The organism is Halopelagius fulvigenes, from assembly GCF_055398025.1.
Genome location: NZ_AP043846.1, coordinates 310,028 through 331,190 on the forward strand (window position 1 = coordinate 310,028; position 21,163 = coordinate 331,190).

General features: G+C 67.7%; 22 protein-coding genes and 1 pseudogene. 7 read left to right on the forward strand and 16 right to left on the reverse strand.

The genetic code is table 11. The annotated features are described in order from the left end of the window. The first annotated feature begins 40 nt into the window (after positions 1-40). The 3 genes from ACZ522_RS05940 (at position 41) to ACZ522_RS05950 (ending at position 3,323) form a co-directional block, all read left to right on the forward strand. The gene (locus ACZ522_RS05940) at positions 41-1,048 is read left to right on the forward strand and encodes a 5-methyltetrahydropteroyltriglutamate--homocysteine methyltransferase (RefSeq protein WP_379694044.1); all 1,008 of its coding nucleotides are present in this window, start codon (positions 41-43) and stop codon (positions 1,046-1,048) included. After that, positions 1,048-2,118 (forward strand): methionine synthase, encoded by a 1,071-nt coding sequence (locus tag ACZ522_RS05945; RefSeq protein WP_379694042.1) that lies wholly within the window; start codon positions 1,048-1,050, stop codon positions 2,116-2,118. Before ACZ522_RS05940 ends, ACZ522_RS05945 begins: the two co-directional genes overlap by 1 nt. 173 nt (positions 2,119-2,291) lie before the next feature. After that, entirely contained in the window at positions 2,292-3,323 is a 1,032-nt protein-coding gene (locus ACZ522_RS05950; protein WP_379694039.1) for a plastocyanin/azurin family copper-binding protein, read from the forward strand. A gap of 27 nt (positions 3,324-3,350) precedes the next feature. Here the strand turns inward: ACZ522_RS05950 and ACZ522_RS05955 are convergent, their stop codons facing one another. The 5 genes from ACZ522_RS05955 to rpl7ae form a co-directional block, all read right to left on the reverse strand. Beyond that, positions 3,351-3,896 carry a hypothetical protein gene (locus ACZ522_RS05955; RefSeq protein ID WP_379694036.1) on the reverse strand — a complete coding sequence of 182 codons (546 nt, stop codon included), beginning with the start codon at positions 3,894-3,896 and terminating at the stop codon, positions 3,351-3,353. A 202-nt stretch (positions 3,897-4,098) separates the two neighbouring features. Next, positions 4,099-4,581: a nucleoside-diphosphate kinase gene (gene ndk, locus ACZ522_RS05960; RefSeq protein WP_379694033.1), complete on the reverse strand. Its 483-nt coding sequence runs from the start codon at positions 4,579-4,581 to the stop codon at positions 4,099-4,101. Then, a complete protein-coding gene (locus ACZ522_RS05965; protein WP_379694030.1) occupies positions 4,578-4,787 on the reverse strand; it encodes a 50S ribosomal protein L24e in 210 nt (69 codons plus the stop codon). Before ACZ522_RS05965 ends, ndk begins: the two co-directional genes overlap by 4 nt. A gap of 2 nt (positions 4,788-4,789) precedes the next feature. Continuing rightward, the gene (locus ACZ522_RS05970) at positions 4,790-5,014 is read right to left on the reverse strand and encodes a 30S ribosomal protein S28e (RefSeq protein WP_006054022.1); all 225 of its coding nucleotides are present in this window, start codon (positions 5,012-5,014) and stop codon (positions 4,790-4,792) included. A 6-nt stretch (positions 5,015-5,020) separates the two neighbouring features. After that, positions 5,021-5,383 carry a 50S ribosomal protein L7Ae gene (gene rpl7ae / locus ACZ522_RS05975; protein WP_379694025.1) on the reverse strand — a complete coding sequence of 121 codons (363 nt, stop codon included), beginning with the start codon at positions 5,381-5,383 and terminating at the stop codon, positions 5,021-5,023. A 346-nt stretch (positions 5,384-5,729) separates the two neighbouring features. Between rpl7ae and tmcA the strand changes: the two genes are divergently transcribed. Together tmcA and ACZ522_RS05985 are read left to right on the forward strand one after the other, a co-directional pair. Continuing rightward, positions 5,730-7,991: a tRNA(Met) cytidine acetyltransferase TmcA gene (gene tmcA, locus ACZ522_RS05980; RefSeq protein WP_379694022.1), complete on the forward strand. Its 2,262-nt coding sequence runs from the start codon at positions 5,730-5,732 to the stop codon at positions 7,989-7,991. A gap of 72 nt (positions 7,992-8,063) precedes the next feature. Further along, positions 8,064-8,228 (forward strand): hypothetical protein, encoded by a 165-nt coding sequence (locus tag ACZ522_RS05985; protein WP_379694019.1) that lies wholly within the window; start codon positions 8,064-8,066, stop codon positions 8,226-8,228. Between the two features lie 6 nt (positions 8,229-8,234). Here the strand turns inward: ACZ522_RS05985 and ACZ522_RS05990 are convergent, their stop codons facing one another. The 6 genes from ACZ522_RS05990 to ACZ522_RS06015 form a co-directional block, all read right to left on the reverse strand. Further along, a complete protein-coding gene (locus ACZ522_RS05990) occupies positions 8,235-8,972 on the reverse strand; it encodes a GNAT family N-acetyltransferase (protein ID WP_379694016.1) in 738 nt (245 codons plus the stop codon). Positions 8,973-9,046: 74 nt separating this feature from the next. Continuing rightward, entirely contained in the window at positions 9,047-9,478 is a 432-nt protein-coding gene (locus ACZ522_RS05995; protein WP_379694013.1) for a hypothetical protein, read from the reverse strand. A gap of 4 nt (positions 9,479-9,482) precedes the next feature. After that, positions 9,483-11,153, reverse strand: coding sequence for an FAD-dependent monooxygenase (locus ACZ522_RS06000; protein ID WP_379694010.1), 1,671 nt, complete (start codon positions 11,151-11,153; stop codon positions 9,483-9,485). Continuing rightward, entirely contained in the window at positions 11,146-12,930 is a 1,785-nt protein-coding gene (locus tag ACZ522_RS06005; RefSeq protein ID WP_379694007.1) for an FAD-binding protein, read from the reverse strand. Before ACZ522_RS06005 ends, ACZ522_RS06000 begins: the two co-directional genes overlap by 8 nt. 2 nt (positions 12,931-12,932) lie before the next feature. After that, positions 12,933-13,805: an electron transfer flavoprotein subunit beta/FixA family protein gene (locus tag ACZ522_RS06010; protein ID WP_379694004.1), complete on the reverse strand. Its 873-nt coding sequence runs from the start codon at positions 13,803-13,805 to the stop codon at positions 12,933-12,935. Positions 13,806-13,928: 123 nt separating this feature from the next. After that, a complete protein-coding gene (locus tag ACZ522_RS06015; RefSeq protein ID WP_379694001.1) occupies positions 13,929-14,258 on the reverse strand; it encodes a 4Fe-4S dicluster domain-containing protein in 330 nt (109 codons plus the stop codon). 107 nt (positions 14,259-14,365) lie between these two features. Here ACZ522_RS06015 and ACZ522_RS06020 point away from each other — a divergent pair, with 107 nt between their 5' ends. Next, complete coding sequence (locus ACZ522_RS06020) at positions 14,366-14,851, forward strand: DUF456 family protein (protein WP_379693998.1); 486 nt, start codon at positions 14,366-14,368, stop codon at positions 14,849-14,851. Here ACZ522_RS06020 and ACZ522_RS06025 read toward each other — a convergent pair. The 5 genes from ACZ522_RS06025 to ACZ522_RS06045 form a co-directional block, all read right to left on the reverse strand. Continuing rightward, positions 14,848-15,462: a cyclase family protein gene (locus ACZ522_RS06025; RefSeq protein ID WP_379693995.1), complete on the reverse strand. Its 615-nt coding sequence runs from the start codon at positions 15,460-15,462 to the stop codon at positions 14,848-14,850. The two genes, ACZ522_RS06020 and ACZ522_RS06025, sit on opposite strands and share 4 nt — an antisense overlap. An 88-nt stretch (positions 15,463-15,550) precedes the next feature. Further along, positions 15,551-17,287: a glutamate--tRNA ligase gene (locus ACZ522_RS06030; protein ID WP_379693992.1), complete on the reverse strand. Its 1,737-nt coding sequence runs from the start codon at positions 17,285-17,287 to the stop codon at positions 15,551-15,553. Between the two features lie 108 nt (positions 17,288-17,395). Beyond that, on the reverse strand, positions 17,396-18,169 hold the full coding sequence (locus tag ACZ522_RS06035; protein WP_379693989.1) for a helix-turn-helix transcriptional regulator: 774 nt from the start codon (positions 18,167-18,169) through the stop codon (positions 17,396-17,398). A gap of 86 nt (positions 18,170-18,255) precedes the next feature. Next, positions 18,256-19,302 carry a geranylfarnesyl diphosphate synthase gene (gene idsA3 / locus ACZ522_RS06040; protein ID WP_379693986.1) on the reverse strand — a complete coding sequence of 349 codons (1,047 nt, stop codon included), beginning with the start codon at positions 19,300-19,302 and terminating at the stop codon, positions 18,256-18,258. A 1-nt stretch (position 19,303) separates the two neighbouring features. Further along, positions 19,304-20,656: an RNase J family beta-CASP ribonuclease gene (locus ACZ522_RS06045; RefSeq protein ID WP_379694569.1), complete on the reverse strand. Its 1,353-nt coding sequence runs from the start codon at positions 20,654-20,656 to the stop codon at positions 19,304-19,306. A gap of 405 nt (positions 20,657-21,061) precedes the next feature. Here ACZ522_RS06045 and ACZ522_RS06050 point away from each other — a divergent pair. Beyond that, positions 21,062-21,145 (forward strand): annotated as a pseudogene (locus ACZ522_RS06050) (hypothetical protein); the annotation flags it as partial. Positions 21,146-21,163: the final 18 nt, after the last annotated feature.

Consider the following 21,163-nt stretch of genomic DNA (forward strand, 5'->3'; position numbering starts at 1 on the left):
TTAGCAAATATTAAGCAGCGGCATTTCCAACGGGGAGACGATGACAGAGTTCGTCGCCACGACGCCCGGGTTGTATCCCCTCCCCGATTGGGCGAAGACAGACCTCTCGGACCTGAAAGGCCACCAGAAACACGACCTCATCTCGGGCGACGAATCCGACGATATCGTCGCCGTCTACGAGGACGCCCGCGCCGAGGTCGTAGACGCTCAACTCGACGCCGGCCTGGACCGCATCGTCGAGGGGCAACTCCGCTGGGACGACATGCTCGCGCACCCCCTCACCGTCCACCAGAACGTCGAGACGGGCGGCATCGTGCGCTACTACGACAACAACAACTTCTACCGCGACCCGCGCGTCGTCGGCGATCTGACGTTCTCCGGCGACGTGGCGGACGAACTGGAGGCGACCGCGGACCGACTCGACGGCGAACCGCTTCAGGCGGTCCTCCCCGGTCCGTACTCGCTTTCCGAACTGGCCTCCGACGAACACTACGGCGACGAGGCCGAGTTCCTCGACGCCGTCGCCGAGTTCCTCGGCGGCGAGGTCGAGGCGTTCCCCGACCACGAGACGCTCTACCTTCTGGAACCCTCCTTGGTCACCGACGCGCCCGACGAGGACATCGCCGAACGCGTCCCCGACGCCGTCGACGCCGTCGCGGACGCCACCGACGCCGACGTCGTCGTCCACACCTACTGGGAGGCGTTCGACGAGAAGACGTACGCTCACCTGATGGACGCCGATGTGGACGCCATCGGCTTCGACTTCGTGGAGGCCGACCGCGAACAGACGCTGTACAACGTCAACGAGTACGGGACGAAGGACTCGATTTCGCTCGGCCTCGTGGACGGCCAGAACACGCTGGTCGAAGACCCCCAGACGGTCCGCGAACGCGTCGAGTGGGTCCTCGACCAAGTGCAGATGGCGACGTTCGACACGACGTACCTCACGACGAACACCGAACCGTTCTACCTACCCGTGAACAAGCACCGAGAGAAACTCGCCGTCCTCGCAGAGGCGGCCGACCTCCAGACGGAGGTGGAGGCGTAATGGCACGAAACGCAGACAACCGCGAGCAGTTCCGACCGAACGGCCACGAGAACGACCACTTCCTCCTGACCACGGTGGTCGGGAGCTACCCCAAGCCGAAGTGGCTGAACCGCTCGAAGGAACTCGCGGAGGACGAGGGGTCGAAGTTCGACGACGACGACTTGGCGGAGGCGTACGACGACGCCGCGCGCGTCATCACTCACGAACACGAGAACGCCGGCCTCGACACCGTCGTGGACGGCGAGATGCGCCGCGAGGAGATGGTCGAGTACTTCGCCCACCGCATCCCCGGCTACGAGTTCAACGGCCCGGTGAAGGTGTGGGGACACAACTACTTCGATAAGCCCTCCGTCGCGAGCGAAGTCGAGTACGACGAACCGTGGCTGGTCGACGAGTTCGAGTTCACCTCCGACGTGGCCGAAAAGCCCGTGAAGGTGCCTATCACCGGCCCGTACACCCTCGCTCGCTGGTCGTTCAACGAGGCGTACGACACCGAGGAGGACCTCGCCTACGACCTCGCCGACCTCGTCAACACGGAAGTCGAGAAACTCGTCGAGGCGGGCGCGCGCTACATCCAGATAGACGAACCCGCCCTCGCGACGACGCCCGACGACCACGCCATCGTCGGCGAGTGTCTCGAACGCATCGTCGACGGCATCGACGACGAGGTGCGCATCGGCCTCCACGTCTGTTACGGCGACTACTCGCGCATCTACCCCGAACTCAACGACTTCCCCATCGACGAGTTCGACGTGGAACTGTGCAACGGCGGCTACGAGCAGATAGACGTGTTCACCGACCCCGAGTTCGAACCGGACCTCGCACTCGGGGTCGTGGACGTCCACACCGCCGAGGTGGAGTCCGTCGAGGAGATAAAGGAGAACATCCAGCAGGGTCTGAAGGTGGTCCCGCCGGAGAAACTCACCGTCTCGCCCGACTGTGGCGTGAAGCTTCTCCCCCGCGAAGTCGCCTACCGGAAGATGGAGAACATGGTGACGGCCGCGCGGGAAGTCGAAGCGGAACTCGATTCGGGCGAAATCGATGTAGCGGCGACGCCGAAGGCCGACTGAGACTGACCCCGCGTTCGCTGACTCTTTTCCGACCGTAGACGACGCCGTTTCTCGACTTCCTTCCGGTCAGTCGCGACCCTCGAACGCCGCGCCGGTGATACGTCTCGCCGAGAATGTCATACGGTTGCCAAGATGCGCATGATTATGTGGGTTAGGAATCATTTTCCGTGCGTATGCCACCCGAGAGCGACGAACACGGTTCGACAGGAGGCGAGCGGAACAGTTCTTCGAGGCGACAGATTCCGCGGCGGACGGTGCTGCGCGTCGCCGGCGCGTCGACGGCGCTTTCGCTCGGTGCGGGGGCGGCGACGGCGACGGGAGACGACGGATGCGGCGACGGCGACGGCGACGGGTCCGAGGGGTCGGACGGCCCGGCGGCGCCGCGGCGTCCGAAAGACATCGACCCCGTCTTCGGGTACGCCTCCGCGGCGGAGAGTCCCTGCCTCGGCGAGGCGTCCGAGGACTGCTTCGAGGCGTTCGGGAAGTCGGTCCGCCCGTCGCACGAAGTCGAGATGTACACGGACCTCCCGGAACCGTTGCTCGCCGTCGGCGGGCGGGGGTCGCTCTCCGACTCCACGCTCCGAAACGTCAACGAGGCGGCGGCCGACGGCTCCGTGGACGAGGGCGAACTGTCGAACCCGAACTCGGAGGTGACGGTACAGTTGCCGGACGGGTCCTCGAAGTCGGTGACCGTCCGCGAAATCGCGGCGTTGCTCGCCGAGACGATGGGCTTCCACTTCGAACCGGCGGGACTGCGGGTGAGTCCGGGCGACGTAGTGCTGTACAGTGCGGAAGCGCCCGACCACGGCGTGACGGCCTACCACGAACGCCACGGCCGACAGCACCGCGTCCCCGACGGGGCCGAACCCGTCTCCTCGCCCATCGTGCCGGTCGGCGGGTACTGGCTCTACCGCTTTGAGGAGGAGGGCGTCTACGACTTCTACTGTCCGCCGCACGAACCGTTCGGCATGGTCCACCGCGTCGTCGTCACCGACGAGGAGGGCGACGCGCCGGAACTCAGCATCGAACAGACAGGTCGGCCGCCGCAGGATACGAACAACCTCGCGTCCGTCCTCGGCGGTTTGGACCCGAACCTCCCGAGTGCGCTGGCCGCGTTGGAATCGGACGCACTCAACCCCGAGCGAATCGTCGAGGAGGGCACCGTCTCGTGGGAGGCCGTGGTCGAAGCGTACCGAACCGGGTGACGGCGAACGGAGGCTCGACGCCCGGATTCAGGCGAGTTCGGTCTCCGGTCCCGCGGCGGCGGCGTCGTTCGACGGCGAGCGAATCACCCACTGCCCGTCGCCGGCGTACGTCAGTGGGAGTTCCCGGCCGACGGCGTCGGAGAGGCGGGACGGTTCGACGCCGCAGGCGGCGGCGACGCGTTCGAGCTCCGTCTCGCCGGTGAGGTGGTTCGGCGTCGGCACCCACACCGACGCGACCCGGTCCTCGGGCGATTCGAGGGGGAGAGCCACGTCGAAGCGGACGCCGGACCGCCGCCCGAACCGCGAGTCGCCCGCCCCGCGCCGCGCCTCGGGGACCACCCGGCGAATCACGCCGCTGTCGATTCGCGGCGCGTTCCGGAGGTCGGCGAGGTGCGCCTCGACGTCGCGTATCGCGGCGGGGTCCGCCGTCGAAGTCGGCGCGAGTACCGCGCTCGCCGCCCTCGTCAGGCGCGCCGCGGCGACGGCGAAGACGGACGCGACGAGGAGGACGGCGACGCCGCCCGCGAGGAGAGCGCTCGCGAAGAACCACAGGAGCAGTTCGAGTTCCGTCATCGGACCTCGTTTCGCGCCCGTAACGAATACGGTTTTTCTGCCCCGGGAGAGACCGTCAGCGCCGCCCGACGGTCGCTCCGGCGGGAAGTTCCCGGCGGCGTGCGCTCGGCGGGACACGGCGGTCGGACGACACGGTGGTCGGACGGCAAAGCGGCGCGGCGGCTATCGGAACGGAGGAAAGAGAAAACTGCGTCGGGGGCGGTTAGTGGTCGTCCGCGTCCTCGTAGAGCCACGTCTCGTCGACGCGGTCATAGTCGACGAGTTCGTCCTCGTCGAAGAACAGCGAGATCTCTCGCTCGTTCGCGCCCTCGTCCTCGTGGTCGGAGGCGTGGATGACGTTCCGACCGAGGTCCAGACCGTAGTCGCCGCGGATGGTGCCCGGGGCGGACTCCGCGGGGTCGGTCTCGCCGACCATCGAGCGGACCTGTCGGGTCGCGTCCGCGCCTTCCCAGACCATCGCGAAGACGGGGCCGGACGTGATGAACTCGACGAGGTCCTCGAAGAACGGCTTGTCCTCGTGTTCGCCGTAGTGTTCCTGCGCCAGGTCATCGTCTATCTGCATGAACTTCCCGGCGACGAGCTTCAGACCGCGGTCCTCGAAGCGGGAGACGACGTCGCCCACGAGTCCGCGCTGGACGCCGTCGGGCTTGACCATCACGAAGGTGCGTTCGTCGTGGTGGCTCATTCGTTAGTCTCCTCGCCGGAAGGGCCGCCGGCGGCCTGTCCTTCGGCGGTCCACTCCACGTCGCGGGCCTCGCGGCCGAGGAAGTAGTTCTTCTCGGCCTTCGAGTCCTTGAAGTGGAGGACGGTACCGTCGTTCTTCACGTACATCGTGCCCGTTCCGGGCTCGATTTCCTCGCCGCTGAAGTCGCACGTGCGCTTTTCGACCATTGTTACTGACCTCCGATGGAGTCGGCGTCGCGCTGGGTCTCACGAAGCTGCAGGATGTCGCCCTCGCGGACGGGGCCCAGCACGTTGCGCGTGATGATCCGGCCCTGGTTCGAGCCTTCGCGGATGCGGCACTTGACCTGCATGGCCTCGCCGTGCATCCCGGTCTTGCCAACGATCTCGATGACCTCGGCGGACGTCGAGTCGCTGGCAGTCTCTTCTGCGCTCATGGTGGATTACCGGAGTTCCTCGACCTTCGAGCCGATGTCCTCGACCTGCTCTTGGGCCTCGCCGGCGTTGACGATGGCGGCGGCGGCGGAGCCGACTTCGAGGCCGGCGGCCTGACCGACTTCGTCCTGCGTCTCGATGAAGATGTACGGAATACCCTTCTCGTCGGCGAGTTCGGGCAGGTGCATGACGATCTCCTCGGGGGAGACGTCTTCCGCGATGAGGACGAGCTCGGCGTTGCCGCGCTCGATGGACTTGGTGGTCTCGTTGGTTCCTTTCTTCACTGTACCGGTGTCTCGGGCGACCTCGAGCGCCTCGAGGGCGTTCTCTGCGAGGTCGGCTGGGACGTCAAATTCTACGTAGACTGGCATGGGTTGTTCACCTTTCCTGCTCGCGGGCTCGACTGCCCCGCCGGCTGACCACATTGGTCGCGGTCTTCCCTGACGGCGGGGAGAATCATCAACCCCGGGCAGGCTGTACACCTCGATAGCGTCGGACCCCATAAAAGCGCTTTCAATGCTCGCCTGCCGTGTTATTCGGCCACATGCGCTATTTCGGCCGATACCGTCCGTTCGCGCCGCCGCGGTTTCACAGGAACGGTAACGGGTCGAGACCAGACACGACCGGGGACGATCGACGACCCGACCGCCGAAAGCGGACGCGGAGACGCCCGACGGGAACGGAACGGCCTTACGTGGCCGCGGACAACCGCGGGGCATGGATATCGCCGCCCTCGCCGCCGAGGTACGGGCGGCGGCGACGCGGGCGAACCACCGACGACTGGTCGTCCTCGCGGGCGACAGGGACGCCTGCATCGACGCCGCCTTCGACGTTCTCGACGGGGCCGACGTCCCGGACGGGGAGACGACTATCGTCACCTCCCGGGAGGGCTTTCGCTTCGAGCGTCTGCACCCGAAGCGCGCGGGCGAACTCCTCGGTTCGACGCGAACCGCCGTCGTCTGCGACGCCCATGAGGAGTTCTCGCCGAACGTCGTCGGCCGACTCGTCGGCGCGGTGGACGGCGGCGGCCTGTTCGTCCTCCTCGCGCCACCCCTCGACGAGTGGCCCGCCCGAACGGGGTCGTTCGACGAATCGCTCGCCGTCCCCCCGTTCCCCGTTTCGGCGGTGACCGGCCGGTTCCGCGAACGCTTCGTCTCGACGCTCCGAGACCACCCCGGCGTGGCTATCGTAAACGTCGACGAGGGCGTCGTCGAACGCGACGGGTCGGCCCCGTCGCCGCCCGACGTCGGCGACCGGTCGCCGTCGATTCCGCGCGAACGCGAGCGTCGCTTTCCCCGCCTCGCCTACGAGTCCTGCCTGACCGGGGACCAATCGCGGGCGCTCCGGTCGTTAGAACGCCTCGCCGACCCGGGCGAGGCGGTGGTCGTCGAGGCGGACCGGGGGCGCGGGAAGTCCGCCGCCGCCGGGTTGGCGGCCGCCTGCCTCGCGGCCGACGGGCGCGACGTGCTGGTGACCGCGCCGTCGTACCGGAGCGCAGAGGAGGTGTTCGTCCGCGCGGAGACGCTTCTCTCAGACCTCGGCGCACTCGCCGACTCCGCCGAGGAGAACCGCGTCTTGCAGGCAACGGCGGACGCGGGCGCTGAGGGCGGGCGCGTCCGCTTCGCCGACCCGCCGACGGCGGCGACGCTCCCGGCGGACCCGGACGTCGTCCTCGTGGACGAGGCGGCGGCGCTCCCGGTTCGTCTCCTCTCGTCGTTCCTCGACGCTCCGGCGGCGGGCTTTTTCACCACCGTCCACGGCTACGAGGGCGCGGGCCGGGGGTTCTCGGTCCGCTTCCGCGACAGACTGGCGGAGAGCGACTTCGCTGTCACCGACGCGCAGTTGGACGAACCGATTCGCTACGCCCGCGGCGACCCGGTGGAGACGTGGGCGTTCCGCGCCCTCCTCCTCGACGCGCGCCCGCCCGTGGACCCCCTCGTCGAGGACGCGACGCCCGAAACCGTCGAGTACCGCGCCGTCTCGCCCGAGGAACTCCTCGCGGACGACCACCTGCTCTCGGAGGCGTTCGGCCTCCTCGTGTTCGCGCACTACCGGACGGAACCGAACGACCTGGCGCGCCTGTTGGACGCGCCGAACCTCGAACTCCGCGCGCTCTGCTCGGAGGGGCACGTCGTCAGCGTCGCCCTCCTCGCCCGCGAGGGCGGGTTAACGGTGGAGACGCGCCGGAGCATGTACGAGGGGGCCCGCGTCCGGGGGAACATGCTGCCGGACGTGTTCACGAGCCAACTCCGCGACGAGGAGGCGGGCGTCCCCGTCGGCTACCGCGTGATGCGCATCGCCACCCACCACGCCGTTCGCTCCCGCGGACTCGGCTCTCGACTCCTGACGGAGGTGCGGCGGGAGTTCTCGGGCGAGGCGGACTACCTCGGCGTCGGGTACGGCGCGACGCCGGAACTGCTCTCGTTCTGGGAGGCGAACGGCTACTCGACGGTCCACCTCTCGACGACGAGAAACGACACCAGCGGCGAGTACTCCGCGCTCATGCTCCTCCCCCTCTCGGAGGCGGGCGAAGCCCTCCGCGACAGGCACGCCTCGTACTTCCGCGACCGAATCGCCGCAGTCCTCTCAGACCCCCTCCGGGACGTAGACCCAGACGTGGCGCGGGCGGCGATTCGCGCCTGCGAGGCGGACGCCGACCCGTCGCTCTCGGACCGCGAGTGGCGCGTCGTCGTCGGGGCGTCGTACGGTCCCGGCATTTACAGCGCCGCCCCCGAGGCGTTCCGGCGACTCGCACTCGCGCACCTCGTCTCGCCGCATCGGGCGAGCCTCGACGCCCGCGAGGAGCGATTGCTCGTCCGCAAGGTCCTGCAGGGCCGCCCGTGGACGCCCGTCTCGGAGGAACTCGGCTACGTCTCGCAGGGGCAGTGCATGCGAGCGCTCGGCGACGCGTACAAACCGCTCGTGGACGAGTACGGCCCCGAGAGCGCCCGCGAGGAGCGGTCGCGGTTCGCCGACTGAGGCGTCCGGCGGTTCGACGGTTCGACGGTTCGGACGGTACACCGAAGCGTCTGGGCGTGGTACTATCCTCCGATGGCAATGTGTAGCGAACCGGGCTGCGAGAACGAGGCGTCCGTTAGACTGTACGTCCCGTGGGACGAGGACAGGGACGTCTGTCCGGCCCACGGGCGGGCACTCGTGCAACGGGAGGGCGTCGTCGCCGAACCCTTGGAGGGCGCGGACGACGCGTGGGAGTAGGGCGTCTCAGCGGAGTTCGACGGCCATCATCACCTCGTCCACGTACTCGCCGTCTATCTTGTAGTGGTCCTCCCGCACCGCCTCCGTCTCCCAGTCGTGGGCTTCGAGGAAGTCGATGGCCTCCTCGTTCGTCGCGGGAACGCTGTTGTACAGTTTCTCGAACTCGTGTTCGCGCGCCCAGCGGATGCCGCGTTCGAGGAGGGCTGAGCCGATGCCCGACCCGCGGTGTTCCGATCGAACGCCGACGGTGAGGACGGCGGTGTGGCTGAGTTTCGCCGTCTCCGGCAGGTCCAGATGGACCCAGCCGACGAGTTCGTCGCCGACGGTGGCGACGAAGAACATCCGCGAGCGAACGTCGTTGTGGCGGATGATGACCTCCTCGTGGTCCACCACGTCCGCCACCGTCTCGGCTTCGATGTACGTCCCCTCCTGGGCCACCTCGCGGATGGCGTCCACGAGACTGTCTAAGTCCACCTCTTGGGCCATCCGGATGGTGTACTCCGTCCCGTCGTCGGCCTCGTGCGTCTCGGCGTCGTCTCGCTGGTAGGCGACTTCGAGCTTGTCGCCCATCTTCCGGACGTAGCCGTCTCGGCGGAGGATGGTCAGGTGCGCGCCCAACGCGCCGGGTTCGAAGTTGAGGCTCCGCCGCAGGTCGTCCTCGCGGACGATGCCGTGACTCTCGATGTACTCGTAGATGTCTTTGCGGTCCCCGTGGTCGAAGTTCAGCGCCTCCGTTACTTCCATGCCATCTAATACCACACAGCGAACCATAACAGTTATTCGTTAACGTATGACTGTCGCCCGGAGCGGACGGCTCGTTACCGCTCCGGGACGCGCGTGAGGAGTTCGGCGGTGTCCCGCGCGTCGCGCGTCTCGACGAGCAGTTCCGCCGCCGCGCGCACCGAGAAGTCGGCGTCGAGTTCGACGCCGTGGCACCGCGCGTAGAGGCCGAGCCAGTCGTTCAGCGCCCGCCGGAGCAGTCGGTGCTCCGCGGCGGAGAACCGGACGGGCCGCGCCGCCGTGCGCGCCTCGACGTAGACGGCGACGACCGGTCCGACGCCGTCTCTGGCGCACTCCGTGGCCCTCTCTGCCCCCTCGCCGTCCTCGGGCGGGACGAACGTCTCTCTCGCCCGTCGGGCGTCCGCGGCGAGTTCGCGTATTCGGTTGGCGTACGCCGACTCCTCGTCGTTCGCTCCGCCGGTGGTTGCTCCGCCGGCGTCTTCCCCGGCGACCGGTTCGTCCGTCGGCATCGGCTCAGCCCTCCTCGAACTGGACGCCCTTGCCGCCGGCGGGGTGCGTCCACTCCGTGTCGGCGACGACGGCGCAGGTGCCGCACTCGATGCAGGGTTGGGTGTCGAGGCTGACGACGCGTTCCTCGTCGCCGTTCGTCCGTATCAGTTCGTCGCGGTAACAACCGCCGCCGAAGTCCTCGGCGCTGACCGGACAGGTCGTCACGGCGTCTCCGCTGGACTCGTAGGAGTCGTCGCGCAGTTCGATGTGGGGGTTCCCCACGTCGGTGTCGTAGGTCAACTCCCCGATTCGCTCTTCGAGGCTCGGCGGTTCGATTCGGTTCCTGTCCGTGACGCGCGTGCCCAACTCCTCGGCGATGACCGTCGGGAGCGTGACGTACGGCGTCCGCGTGTCCGGAATCAGCGTCGAGAGCGTCGGCGACGCGTACAGTCCTTCGAGTCGCCCGGACAACGCCCGCACGCCTAACCGGCCGACGGGCGAGGTGAGGACGCCGTCGAGTACGTCGGTCACGCGTTCGCGTTCGCCGAGGCGTCGGACGACGTCGTACCCGCGGGGGCGGAGTTTCTCCATCACGCCCTCGTCGCGGAGTTTCTTCGCGTACAGTTTCCCGGCGAGTTCGGGCTTCCCGCCGGCCTTCGCCTTCCCGAACGCCTCGCCCGCGAGTGCGCCGGCGGTGACGGCGTGGTTCATCCCCTTGATGATGGGCCCCTGCGCCTGCATCTGCCCCGCCGCGTCGCCGACGACGAGGAGTCTCCCCCGGTGCGGTTCGCGCAGGGCCACCTTCTTCGAGTCGGGGACGAGTTTCGCGCTGTACTCGCGTTCGCGGTAGTCGTCGCCCAGCCACTTCGCCAGGAGGGGGTGCGTCAGGAGAGAATCGAGGAGTTCGTGCGGTTCCGCCTCGCGGGCGACGAGGCTGTCGAGGTGGAACACTGTTCCGACGGAGAGCGAATCGCGGTTCGTGTAGAGGAACCCGCCGCCGCGGACGCCCTCGAACAGGTCGCCGGAGAACAGGTGCGCCACGCCGGTGTCTCCCTTGACGGCGAAGCGGTCCTCTATTGTCTCCTCGGGCATATCGACGACGGCTTTGACGCCCTGATACCACTCTTCGGGCTCCTCCCAGTCCATCAACCCGGCGTCGCGGGCCAGTTCGGAGTTCACCCCGTCGGCGGCGATGACCACGTCGGCGCGTATCGGGTCGAGTTCGTCGCAGGTGACGCCGACTATCTCGCCGTCCTCCCGGAGCAGTCCGTTCACGTGCACGTCCGTTAAGAGGCCGCCGCCCGTCTCTCTGGTCATCTCGTGAACCCGGTCTTCGAGCCACGAGTCCATCTTCCGGCGGAGGACGGCGTCGGACCACTCGGTGTCGTGTTCGTGAAGCGAGGTGATGTCGAACGTCTCCACCGTCTCGCCGGCGACGTTATGGATGTAGTAGCGCGTGACGGGGCGTTCGGTCGCCTCCTCGCGGAAGCCGTCGAACAGGTCGTCTATCGTGTACGGCGCGGACTCCTCGGCGTAGATGAGGCCGCCGGAGACGTTCTTCGACCCCGCCTCGACGCCGCGTTCGAGGACCAACGTCTCCACGCCGTAGTTCGCGAGTGCCGCCGCGGCGGCGGCCCCGCCCGGCCCCGCGCCGACGACCACCGCCTCGTAGTGTTCGCTCGGCGTCTCACTCATCGGCCTCACCCCCCGTCGGCCGCGCGTCGGCGTCGCCGGGCTTCGTCCGGCGGGCAGGCGAGCGTTGCTCGTCGAGGTGTGAATCGGACCGTCTGCCGCCGTCCGTGGCGGCGGCGTCGCCCGAGACGGCGACGGACGCGAAGTCCGTACGCCCTTCCTTCAACGCGGCCGTCAGTCGGGGGAGCACCTCGAACAGGTCGCCCTCGACGAAGTAGTCGGAGAAGTCGCGGATGCGCGCCTCGGGGTCGGTGTTGACGGCGACGATGGTCTCGGACTCGTCCATGCCGACCTTGTGCTGGACGGCCCCCGAGATGCCCGCCGCGACGTACAGGTCCGGGGCGACGACCTGTCCGGTCTCCCCGATTTGGCGGTCCTCCGTGGTGTACTGTTCGACGTGGCCCTCGAACTGGTAGGACCCGGTGACGATGCCGCGGGAGACGCCCACGTCGGCGTTCTCGAACTGGTCCGCGAGTTCGAGGGCGAGTTCCATCCCCCGGGTCGGCGCATCGCCGATACCCCGCCCCACTGCGACGATGACGTCGTTGCCGGTCAGGTCCACGCCCTCGTCCAACCGGTCGTAGTCCGTCACGGAGACGCGGAACCAGTCGTCGTCTACGGGCGCGTCGTGTTCGATCACCTCGCCCTCGCGTTCGGCGTCGGGTTCCGGCACGTCGAAGCTACCGGGGATGACGGACGCCCCCTGCGGGTGGAACTCCCGGGTCGGGTTGTCCAGACAGAGGATGGTCGAGTACTCGAACCCCGAGAAGTCGGGGCGCTTCATGTGCAGGACGCGTTCGAACTTCTTCTTGTCGCCCGCCGTGCCCGTCTTGACGGGGTTCGATATCACCTCGTCTTCGATGTAGAGCCCCGAACAGTCGCTTGCGAGGCCCGAGTCCAGTTCAGCCTGCACCAACGCCGACAGGTCGCGGCCGTTGTTCGTCGCCGGGAAGAGGACGTACCGCGGTTTGTCGTAGTCGCGCCACGCCTCGTCTCGGCCGCCGCGGGCCTCGCCGTCCTCGTGCGTCGCGCCCGCGCGGGCCGCGTCGCAGAATATCTCCGTGTACGGCTTGTGCTGGAACCGCGACAGTCGCGGGTCCTCGTGGTAGACGACCACGTCCGCGCCGCGGGCTATCACGTCCTCGGTGTGCTTCTCCACGTCGTCGCCGACGAGGACGGCCACGACGCGTTCGTCCTCCCCGTACGCCTCGTTGTAGTCGTCCATCAGTTCGCGGGCCTTCCCGAGCATCTCCTTGGACACGTCCACGAGCTCGCCCGCCTGCGTCTCGCAGTACACCCACATGTCGCGGTAGACGCCGCCCTCCAACGCTCTGACGTGCCGCTTGTCGTTCGTCGGGTGGTCGAGTTCGGGGTGTCGCTCCTCGGGCGAGGCCCGTTCCTCACCGGCCTCCTCGCCCTCCTCGCTCCCGCGGACGGAGTCGAGGCGGTTCCGAACGAGGCGCTTGACGCCGTCTCTGTCCTCGCCGGCCTCCTCGCGTTCGAGGATGGACTCCAACTCCTCGGGGTCGTCGACGTCGGTGAGGGCGTTGCCCACCTCGGCCGTGCTCATCTCCGTCAGATCGAGGGCGTCGGCGTCCGTCTCCGCCTCGTCGCCCTCGAACTTCTCGATTCGGCTCTCGATGAGCGATATCACGGCGTCGCGGTCCTTTCCGTCGCGTTCCGCCGCGAGAATCTCGCGGAGTTCCTCCGCGTCCTCTATCTCGCGCAGTTCCGGGCCGAGGGCGGATATCTCGTACTCGCCGGGGTCGATTTCGGGCACGGTCAGTCACCCCCCGCGGCCGCCGCGTCGTTCTCGGCCAACGGTTGCATCGCTTCGAGCACGTCGGTCATCGCCTCGGCGTCCTCGGGGTCCACCATCGTCGCCTCGCGTTCGGCGGGCGGTTTGGGGATGGGGTCCACGGAGGAGACGATGGTGGGCGACCCGTCGAGTCCGATGTAGTCGGGGTCGAGGTTCAGGTCGGCGTGGTCCCACACCGTCAGGTACTCCTCGTACTCCTCGGCGCGTACCTCCGCCTCGGCGCGTTTGTCCTTCAGCGTGAGTCTGTGCTCCGCCGTGCGGTAGGACGGTTCGAACTCGGGGTCGGCGACGACGAACGCCGGAAGCGACAGTTCGACCGTCTCCACCTCCGCGATGTCGCCCTCGACGAGGCGTTCCGCGCGGAGGGTGCCCGCTTCCTCGTCCACGTCCATCGAAATCACGTGGGTCACGAGGGGCATGTCCAGGCACCACGACGCCTGCGGACCGGTGTGGCCCGTCTCCCCGTCGGCGGTTTTGAACCCCGCGAACACGATGTCGGGGTCGCCCAGTCTCTCGATGCCCGCGCTGAGCGTGATGGCCGTCGCCCACGTGTCCGCCGCGGCCATCTCTCGGTCCGAGACCAACAGGAGGTCGTCGGCGTACGCCGTCTCCATCGCCTCCCGAAGGACCTCCTTGTACCCCGGCGGCCCCATGCTCACGACGCTCATCCGACCCCCGCGGCGGACGTGCGTCTGCAGGGCGGCGTCGAGGGCGTGCGCGTCGTTCGGGTTCATCACCGTCGGCGTCTTCCCGCGTTCGAGGTGGCCGTCCTCGTCGAACGACACCTGACCCTCTCGGAAGTCGGGGACGCCTTTGGTCAAGGTGACTACGTGCATTGTTAATTCCTCACACGATAATTCCCACCACGTATTTATAATAGTCTTTTGTGAGGTATTCGAAACAGTCACCGTCGGGAGGACGACGGATGCGCGTGCCCGAGAACGGAGGGCGGGACGGATTCAGGTCCGGCCGGCGCGTCCGGGGTCCACGTCGATGGCGTCCACCGGACAGACGTCCACGCAGAGCATGCAGTCGATGCACTGGTCCTCGCGCGTCGGTTCGACCTTTATCTCCGACTCGGGGTGGCCGGGCGTGTCCACCCACGTGAACACGTCCACGGGGCAGTCCTCCAGACAGGCCCCGTCCGCGATGCAGATGTCGTAATCGACGGCGACGTGGGTGCCGTGGATGCCGAGTTGCTCCGGCGGGTCCACCGGCCCCCACACGGTGACGCCGTTCTCCTCGCCCACTCTCTCGCGGTTCGTCTCGAAGTTCGGGTCGATAGGCATGATATACCCTAACAAACTTTCGTGAGGGTAATAAATCATACTCCGAATCGCTTTGGCCCCTCGGAGACGGGCACCGGCGTTATGCCGCAGGCGGACCACCTCGGACTATGGCCGTCACTCCCGTCGCGTTGCTCGCGTTGGCCCTACTCGTCCTGGGCGTCGTCGGAACCGTCGCCCCACTCGTTCCGGGTGCACTGCTCTCGCTGTCCGGGGTACTGCTCTACTGGTGGTCCACGGGGTTCACCGACCCGAGTCTCCCCGTCCTCGCCGCGTTGGTACTCGTGGGTATCGTCACCGTCGTCGTCGACTACGCGGGCGGCGCAGTCGCCGCCAAGGCGGCGGGCGCGTCGACGCTCACGACGGGTCTCGCCGTCGTCGTCGGGTTCGTCCTCCTGTTCGTGACGGGGCCGGTCGGATTCCTCGTCGGCATCGCCGTCACCGTGTTCGTCGCCGAGTTCGCCCGGAACCGGAACGCCGAACAGAGCGGGAAGGCCGCCCTCTACGCGACGGTGGGCGTCCTCGCCTCCACCGCGGCGCAGATTCTCCTCACGGCGTCGATGCTCGTCGCGTTCGTCTTCGTCCTCTTCTTCTAACGCCGCGCGACGGCGCGAACCGGCGCGCCGTCCGCGTCGACGCGCATCGGCAACGCCAGCAACTCGAACGCCTCGGGCACGGAGTCGAGATTCCGCAGGTTCTCGACGACGAGGAGTCCCGCCCCGAGTATCGCGCGGTGCGCGGGCACGCCCTCGCCGTCCGTCGGGTCCGGACTCAACGCGTCCGTCGCCACCGCGTACCCCCGTTCGGCGCACAGTCGCGCCGCCTCGGGCGCGAGGGCCGGGTGGTCGGTCATCCGCTCCGTCCCCCACTCCGCCTCCCACCCGGTGCGGAAGACGACTATCTCCGCGTCCGGGTCCTCGGGTACCGCGCCGGGCCCTATCGTCCCGTTCGCGCCCGCGCCGCGGCAGTCCGCGAGTCGCGCGTCGAACCGGAAGTCCTCGGCGTCGAACGCGTCCAGCGAGTCGCCGTCGGGTTCGGTGTGGGCGGGCGCGTCCACGTGCGTCCCGGCGTGCGTCCCGAGTTCCACTCTGGAGACGCGGTAGCCGTCCGTCTCGAAGTCGGCGTGCGGTTCGACGGTCACGGCGGGGTCGCCGGGGTAGACGGGCATTCTGGATTCGACCCGGCGGGTGAGGTCAACGAGGGTCACGCGCCGACGGTACGCGCCGCGGAGAAAAGACCTGCCGCCTCCGGAATCCGCGTCCGCGAGGGAAGAGAGCGGGAGAGCCGAGGCGCGACTACTTGTGCGCCCAGTAGACGACGGACTCGTCGCCCTCCGCGTCCCGCGAACTGCCGTCGTGGCCGTCCACGCGGACGAACCCGAGACGCTCGAACTGGACCACCTCGTCGACCTCCGTCTCGGCGAAGTCGGGTTCCGCGACGCCAACCACGTCGCCGTCGGGCGTCCGCATCCGGACGGGGACGTTGTCGGTGGCGGGGGCCCAGTGGATGACGTCCACGTCGCCGGAGCGAACCGCCTTGATGGTGTCGTCGGTGTGGACGAGGGTGTCGCCCTCGCGGCGGACGCACCCGTAGCCTTTCAGCCAGACGCGTTCGCCCGCCGCGGGCGCGTCCTCGGACTCGACTGCGACGCCGTTCGACGCCGGGACGGTCCGGTCGCCGCGTTCCTCGTGGTCGGGGTGGAGTGCGGGGTGGCCCGCGTCGGGGCCGCCCTCGGTGGCGAACACCTCGCCCTCGCGGACGAAGAAGTAGCGGTCCGCCTCGTCGTCCACGATGTCGCGGTTGTTCGCGTAGACGGCCGACATCGAGAGGTCCACGTTCGAGGTGGACGTGCCGAGGCCGACCATCGCCTCGACGATGGCCTCCCCGCGGATGCCCCGCCGCCGGAGACTCTTCAGCGTCGGCGCGCGCGGGTCGTCCCAGCCGTCGAGTTCGCCCTCCTCTACGAGTTCCTTGATGGTCGAGGTGGAGAGTTTGATATCGTACTCGTCCACCTGGACGTGCCCCCAGTGGATGACCTCGGGGTACTCCCAGTCGAAGTAGTCGTAGACGAACTGCTGGCGCTTCGCCGAATCCTGCAGGTCGATGCCGCGGATGATGTGCGTGACGCCTGTGAGGTGGTCGTCCACGCCGGACTGGAAGTCCAGCATCGGCCACGCGCGGTACTCCGCGGCCTCCTCGCGCGGGTGCGGCGTGTCAACCATGCGGAACGCCACCCAGTCGCGGAGGGCGGGATTCTTGTGCTCGATGTCGGTCTTCACCCGGAGAACCATCTCGCCGGAGTCGTACTCGCCCTCGACCATCGACTCGAACTCCGCCATCGTCGTCTCGGGCTCTTTGTCGCGGTGGGGACACGCCTCGCCGGCGTTCTTCAACTCCGAGAACGTCTCGCCCGAACACGAACAGGTGTACGCGCCGCTCTTCTCGATGAGTTCGCGGGCGTAGTCGTAGTACGTCTCCACCCGGTCGGAGGCGAGGATGACGTCGTCCGGTTCGAAGCCGAGGTACTCGATATCTTCGAGGATGGCGTCGTAGGCGTCTAAGTTGGGACGCTTCGTCTCGGGGTCGGTGTCGTCGAAGCGGACGATGAAAGAGCCGTCGTACAGGTCCTTGTACGTCCCGATGACCGCGGGCATCCGCGCGTGGCCGATGTGCCACGGACCGTTCGGGTTGGGGGCCGCGCGCATCCGCACCTCGTCGTACGCCTCGGCGTTCGGCAGGTCCGGAAGCACCGTCTCGTCCTCCTCCTCTTCGGCTTCGAGTTCCGCGAGTTCCTCGGGCGCGAGTTCCTCCAGTCGGTCGCGCTTCTCCGCCGTCGGGAGGTCGTTGACCCGCCCGACGACGCCGCCGACGATTCCCGGAATCTCGTCACCGTGGGGACGGAACTCCGGGTTCTCCCCCATGAGCGGACCCATCACCGCGCCCACGTCGGCGTCGCTTTCGTACTTGACCGCGTTGAGCAGGGCGTGCTTCTCGGCCGCTCGCTCGACGCGTTCGCGTAACTCGTCGTCCATTGGCGTTCGCTTCTTCGCCGCGGGTAAAAACAGGCCCGGATTGGGGACACACAGGCAGGGGTACGGTAACTGATAGCACGCCGAGGCGCTTATGGGTTTCGCGCCGACTCACCCGAGCAACTCCGAGATCGGCACGCCCGCCTCGAACCGTTCCGCGAACCGCGCCTCGGCCCACGCGACGGCGTCCGGGCGGTCGTTTTCGACCTGCCCGACGAACGACCCCGTCTCGTCCACGACGAGGAGGTGCGCCACCGTCCGGCCCTCGATGTCGAAGAGGAACATCTCGAACGGGAGCGACTCGCAGACGCGAATCCGGTAGTCGTCGGCGGCGAGGTACTCCTCCACCTTGTCGTCGTACCGGTCGAGGACGTACTCGGCCATCCGGCGGGTGACGGCGACGCTCACCGTCATCGACCCGTCGGTGGCCCTCTCGTGCAGTATTCGCGTCCACCGCGGGTCGTTGTCGGCGATGCCGAACCCGCGAACCCGGTCCGCGCGCCGAAGTCGGTCGAACGCGTCGTCGACGCCCGAGTACGGCGCGGCCGAATCGCCGGTGACGACGTGCGCGCCGACGAGGAACCGGTGCGAGACGTGCGATTCCAGCGGGACGTTCGAGAGCACGTCGCTCGACTCGCGTATCGTCCGTATCGTCTCCGACGTCTCCGTCACCACGTCCAAGGAGAGTCGCCCGGGCGTCGTCGTCCGAAAGCCGCCGTCGACCCGTTCGACCAGACCGAGCGAGGAGAGTTCCGAGACGGCGCGGTTCACCGTCGAACGCGACGATTCCGTCGTCGCCACGATGTCGCGCTTCGGTGCCGCACCTTCGCAGAGGTACTCGAGGATGCGCCGTCGCCGCCGGACGACGGTCAGTGCGTCGGTCATACGCGGTAGTCGAGTGCCTTCGGTATATATCTTCGATTGGCCGCGACGCGGCGTCTGCCGGAGAAAAAGCGACCCGTACCGCCGGGTCAGTACCCGCGCGTGATGAGGTAGTCGGCGATGTCGCGCAGGAGCGACCGCGCCTCGTTGTCCGGGAGGACTTCGAGGTGGTCCTTCGCCCGGTCGGTGAGCTCGTGGGCCTTCTCGCGGGCGAAGTCGATGGAGCCGGCGTCGTCCAGCTCCGCGACGGCCTCCTCGACCGCCTCCTCCGTCACGTCCTCGACGCCCGAGGCGTCGAGAAGCGAGTCCACGTCCACGCCCTGTTGGCGGGCGTGGAGCGTGATGATGGTCTCTTTGTTCTCGACGAGGTCCGACCCGCGCTGTTTACCCAGCTTCTCGGAGGGCACCGTCAGGTCGAGCACGTCGTCCTGTATCTGGAACGCGCAGCCCGAGTCGATGCCGTACCGGTAGAGCGCTTCGACCACGTCCTCGCCGGCGCCCATGAGGACGCCGGCCGTCGCCGCCGCCGCGCCGTAGAGGACGGCGGTTTTCAGCTCTATCATCTCCAGATACTCGTCGGGCAACACCTCGGTGCGTCGCTCGAACTCGACGTCGAGCGCCTGCCCCTCGCAGATCTGGGTGCAGGTCGTCGCGAGCATCCGGACGGCCTCCAGCCCGTTCTCGGGGTCCGCGCCCGTGTGCGTCATCAGCTCGAACGCCTTCGCATAGAGCGTGTCGCCCGCGAGGATGGCCGTCTCGGTGTCGTACTCTTTGTGAACCGCGGGGACGCCGCGACGGAGGTCGTCGTCGTCCATGATGTCGTCGTGGATGAGCGTGAACGACTGGATGACCTCGATGCTCGCCGCGGCCGTCATCACGTCTATCTCGCGGGAGTCGAGTGTCGGAAACGCGCGGTAGTCCGTCGAGAGCGGCTCGACGTCCGCGAGCGCTTCGGCCGCGAGGAGCGTCACGGTCGGCCGGAGGCGCTTGCCGCCGGCCTGAAGCAGGTAGCGGGTCGCCTCGTAGAGCCGTTCGGGCTCCTCCAGCGGGATGTCCTCGTCCAGCGCCTCGTTGACGAGTTCGCGCCGCTGTCGGACCGCTTCGAGCACCCGTTCCTCCGTCGCTTCCGAGTTCATCTTACTCCACCAGCTGGATCATGTTCCCGTTGCGCGTGACGTGAAGGTCACGGCCCAGCGCGTACCCCTGCGACTCCGCGAGGTCGACGTACGGCGCGAAGCCCTTGAGGTTCTGGTGGGCGGGAATGACGTGCTGGGGCTGAAGCGCGTCGAGCATCTGGTAGTGACCCTCCTCGCGGAGGTGGCCCGAAACGTGAATCTCGTCGTAGATCCGGGCGCCCTGCATCTTCAGGAGGCGTTCGGACTGGTAGCGCTGCCCCTCGTTGGTCGGCTCCGGGATGACCCGCGCGGAGAAGATGACCTTGTCGCCCTCGTCGAGTTCGTACGGCGTCTCGCCGCGGCCCATCCGGGTGAGCATCGCGCGCGGTTCGCCCTGGTGACCCGTGACGATGGGCAGGTAGTCCTCCTTACCCTCCTTCATGATGCGCTTGAACGTCCGGTCGACGGACTTGCGGTGGCCGTACATGCCGACGTCGTCGGGGATGTCGACGAAGCCGAGACGCTCCGCGGTGCCGGAGTACTTCTCCATCGACCGGCCGAGCAGGACGGGTTGCCGCCCGATGTCCTTGGCGAACTCGATGAGCGAGGAGACGCGGGAGATGTGCGACGAGAACGTCGTCGCCACGATGCCGCCGTCGTAGTCCTCGATGCTCGTCATCACGTCCTGGAGGTGGCGGCGCGCGACGGACTCGGAGGGCGTCCGGCCCTTCCGACCCGCGTTCGTGCAGTCCTCGATGTAACAGAGGACGCCGTTGCCCTCGCGGCCGATCTCGCGGAAGCGCTTCATGTCGATGGGATCCTCCAGGACCGGCGAGTGGTCCATCCGCTTGTCGAGGCCGTAGACGACGGCCCCCTCGGGCGTGTGGAGGACGGGGTTGATGGCGTCGATGATGGAGTGGGTCACGTGGACGAACTCCAGTTCGACCTGTCCCGAGTCCCCGATGGACATCGTCTCGCCGGCGCTCATCTTCACGAGGTCGTTGCCGACGTTGAACTTGCTCTCGCCTTCGACCTGCTGTTTCACCAGTTCGATGGTGAACGGCGTGGCCACGACGGGCGCGTCGTAGCGGTGCGCCAGCTTCGAGATGGCGCCGATGTGGTCGAGGTGGCCGTGCGTCGGCACGATGGCCTTCACGTCGCCCTCTAAGTCCGACATGATGCGGTCGTCCGGAATCGCACCCATGTCGATGAGGTCGAGGCTGTGCATCTTTTCGGTCTCCACGTTGTCGTGGATCAGGACCTGAGACAGGTTCAGGCCCATGTCGAAGACGACGACGTCGTCGCCCGCGCGAACGGCCGTCATCTGTCGACCGACTTCTTCGTATCCGCCGATTGTCGCAATTTCGATTTCCATGGTTGGTCCGAGCATTGAAAGCCACAGGCGTGGCGCGGTTGCTCACGTAAAGTCCCGCCGGCGGACGCCGCGCCGCCGCAAATCAGCGGCGCGGACCCGTCGGGACCGAACGGCCCCGGCGTCTTACAGCGCGTCGGTCGTCGGTCCCGCGTGCGGTAGTCACAACCACCACACTTACCCGCGGGAATCTCGGTACGTGGGGCTACACACTGGGGTATTAAAAACTACGTGGGTTGGCCGTCCGCGCCCGCCCCGAGAGCGCCGCGCGCGCTCCGAAATTCGATTTTGATACTCGCAGCAAAGATTAATCGTGTGACAGGCTGACTCCGGAACGGTACGGAGGTTCCCGTGGACAAGAATTCCCCACCGAGACGGGCCGATGATCTGTTCGACCACCTTCCGGTGATGTTCGTCGCCACCCATTCCGGAGCCTCGGACGGGCGAGACCCCGTTATCGAGGACTGTAACGAGCGGTTCGCTTCGCGGCTCGGATACGAGAGGGAGAGC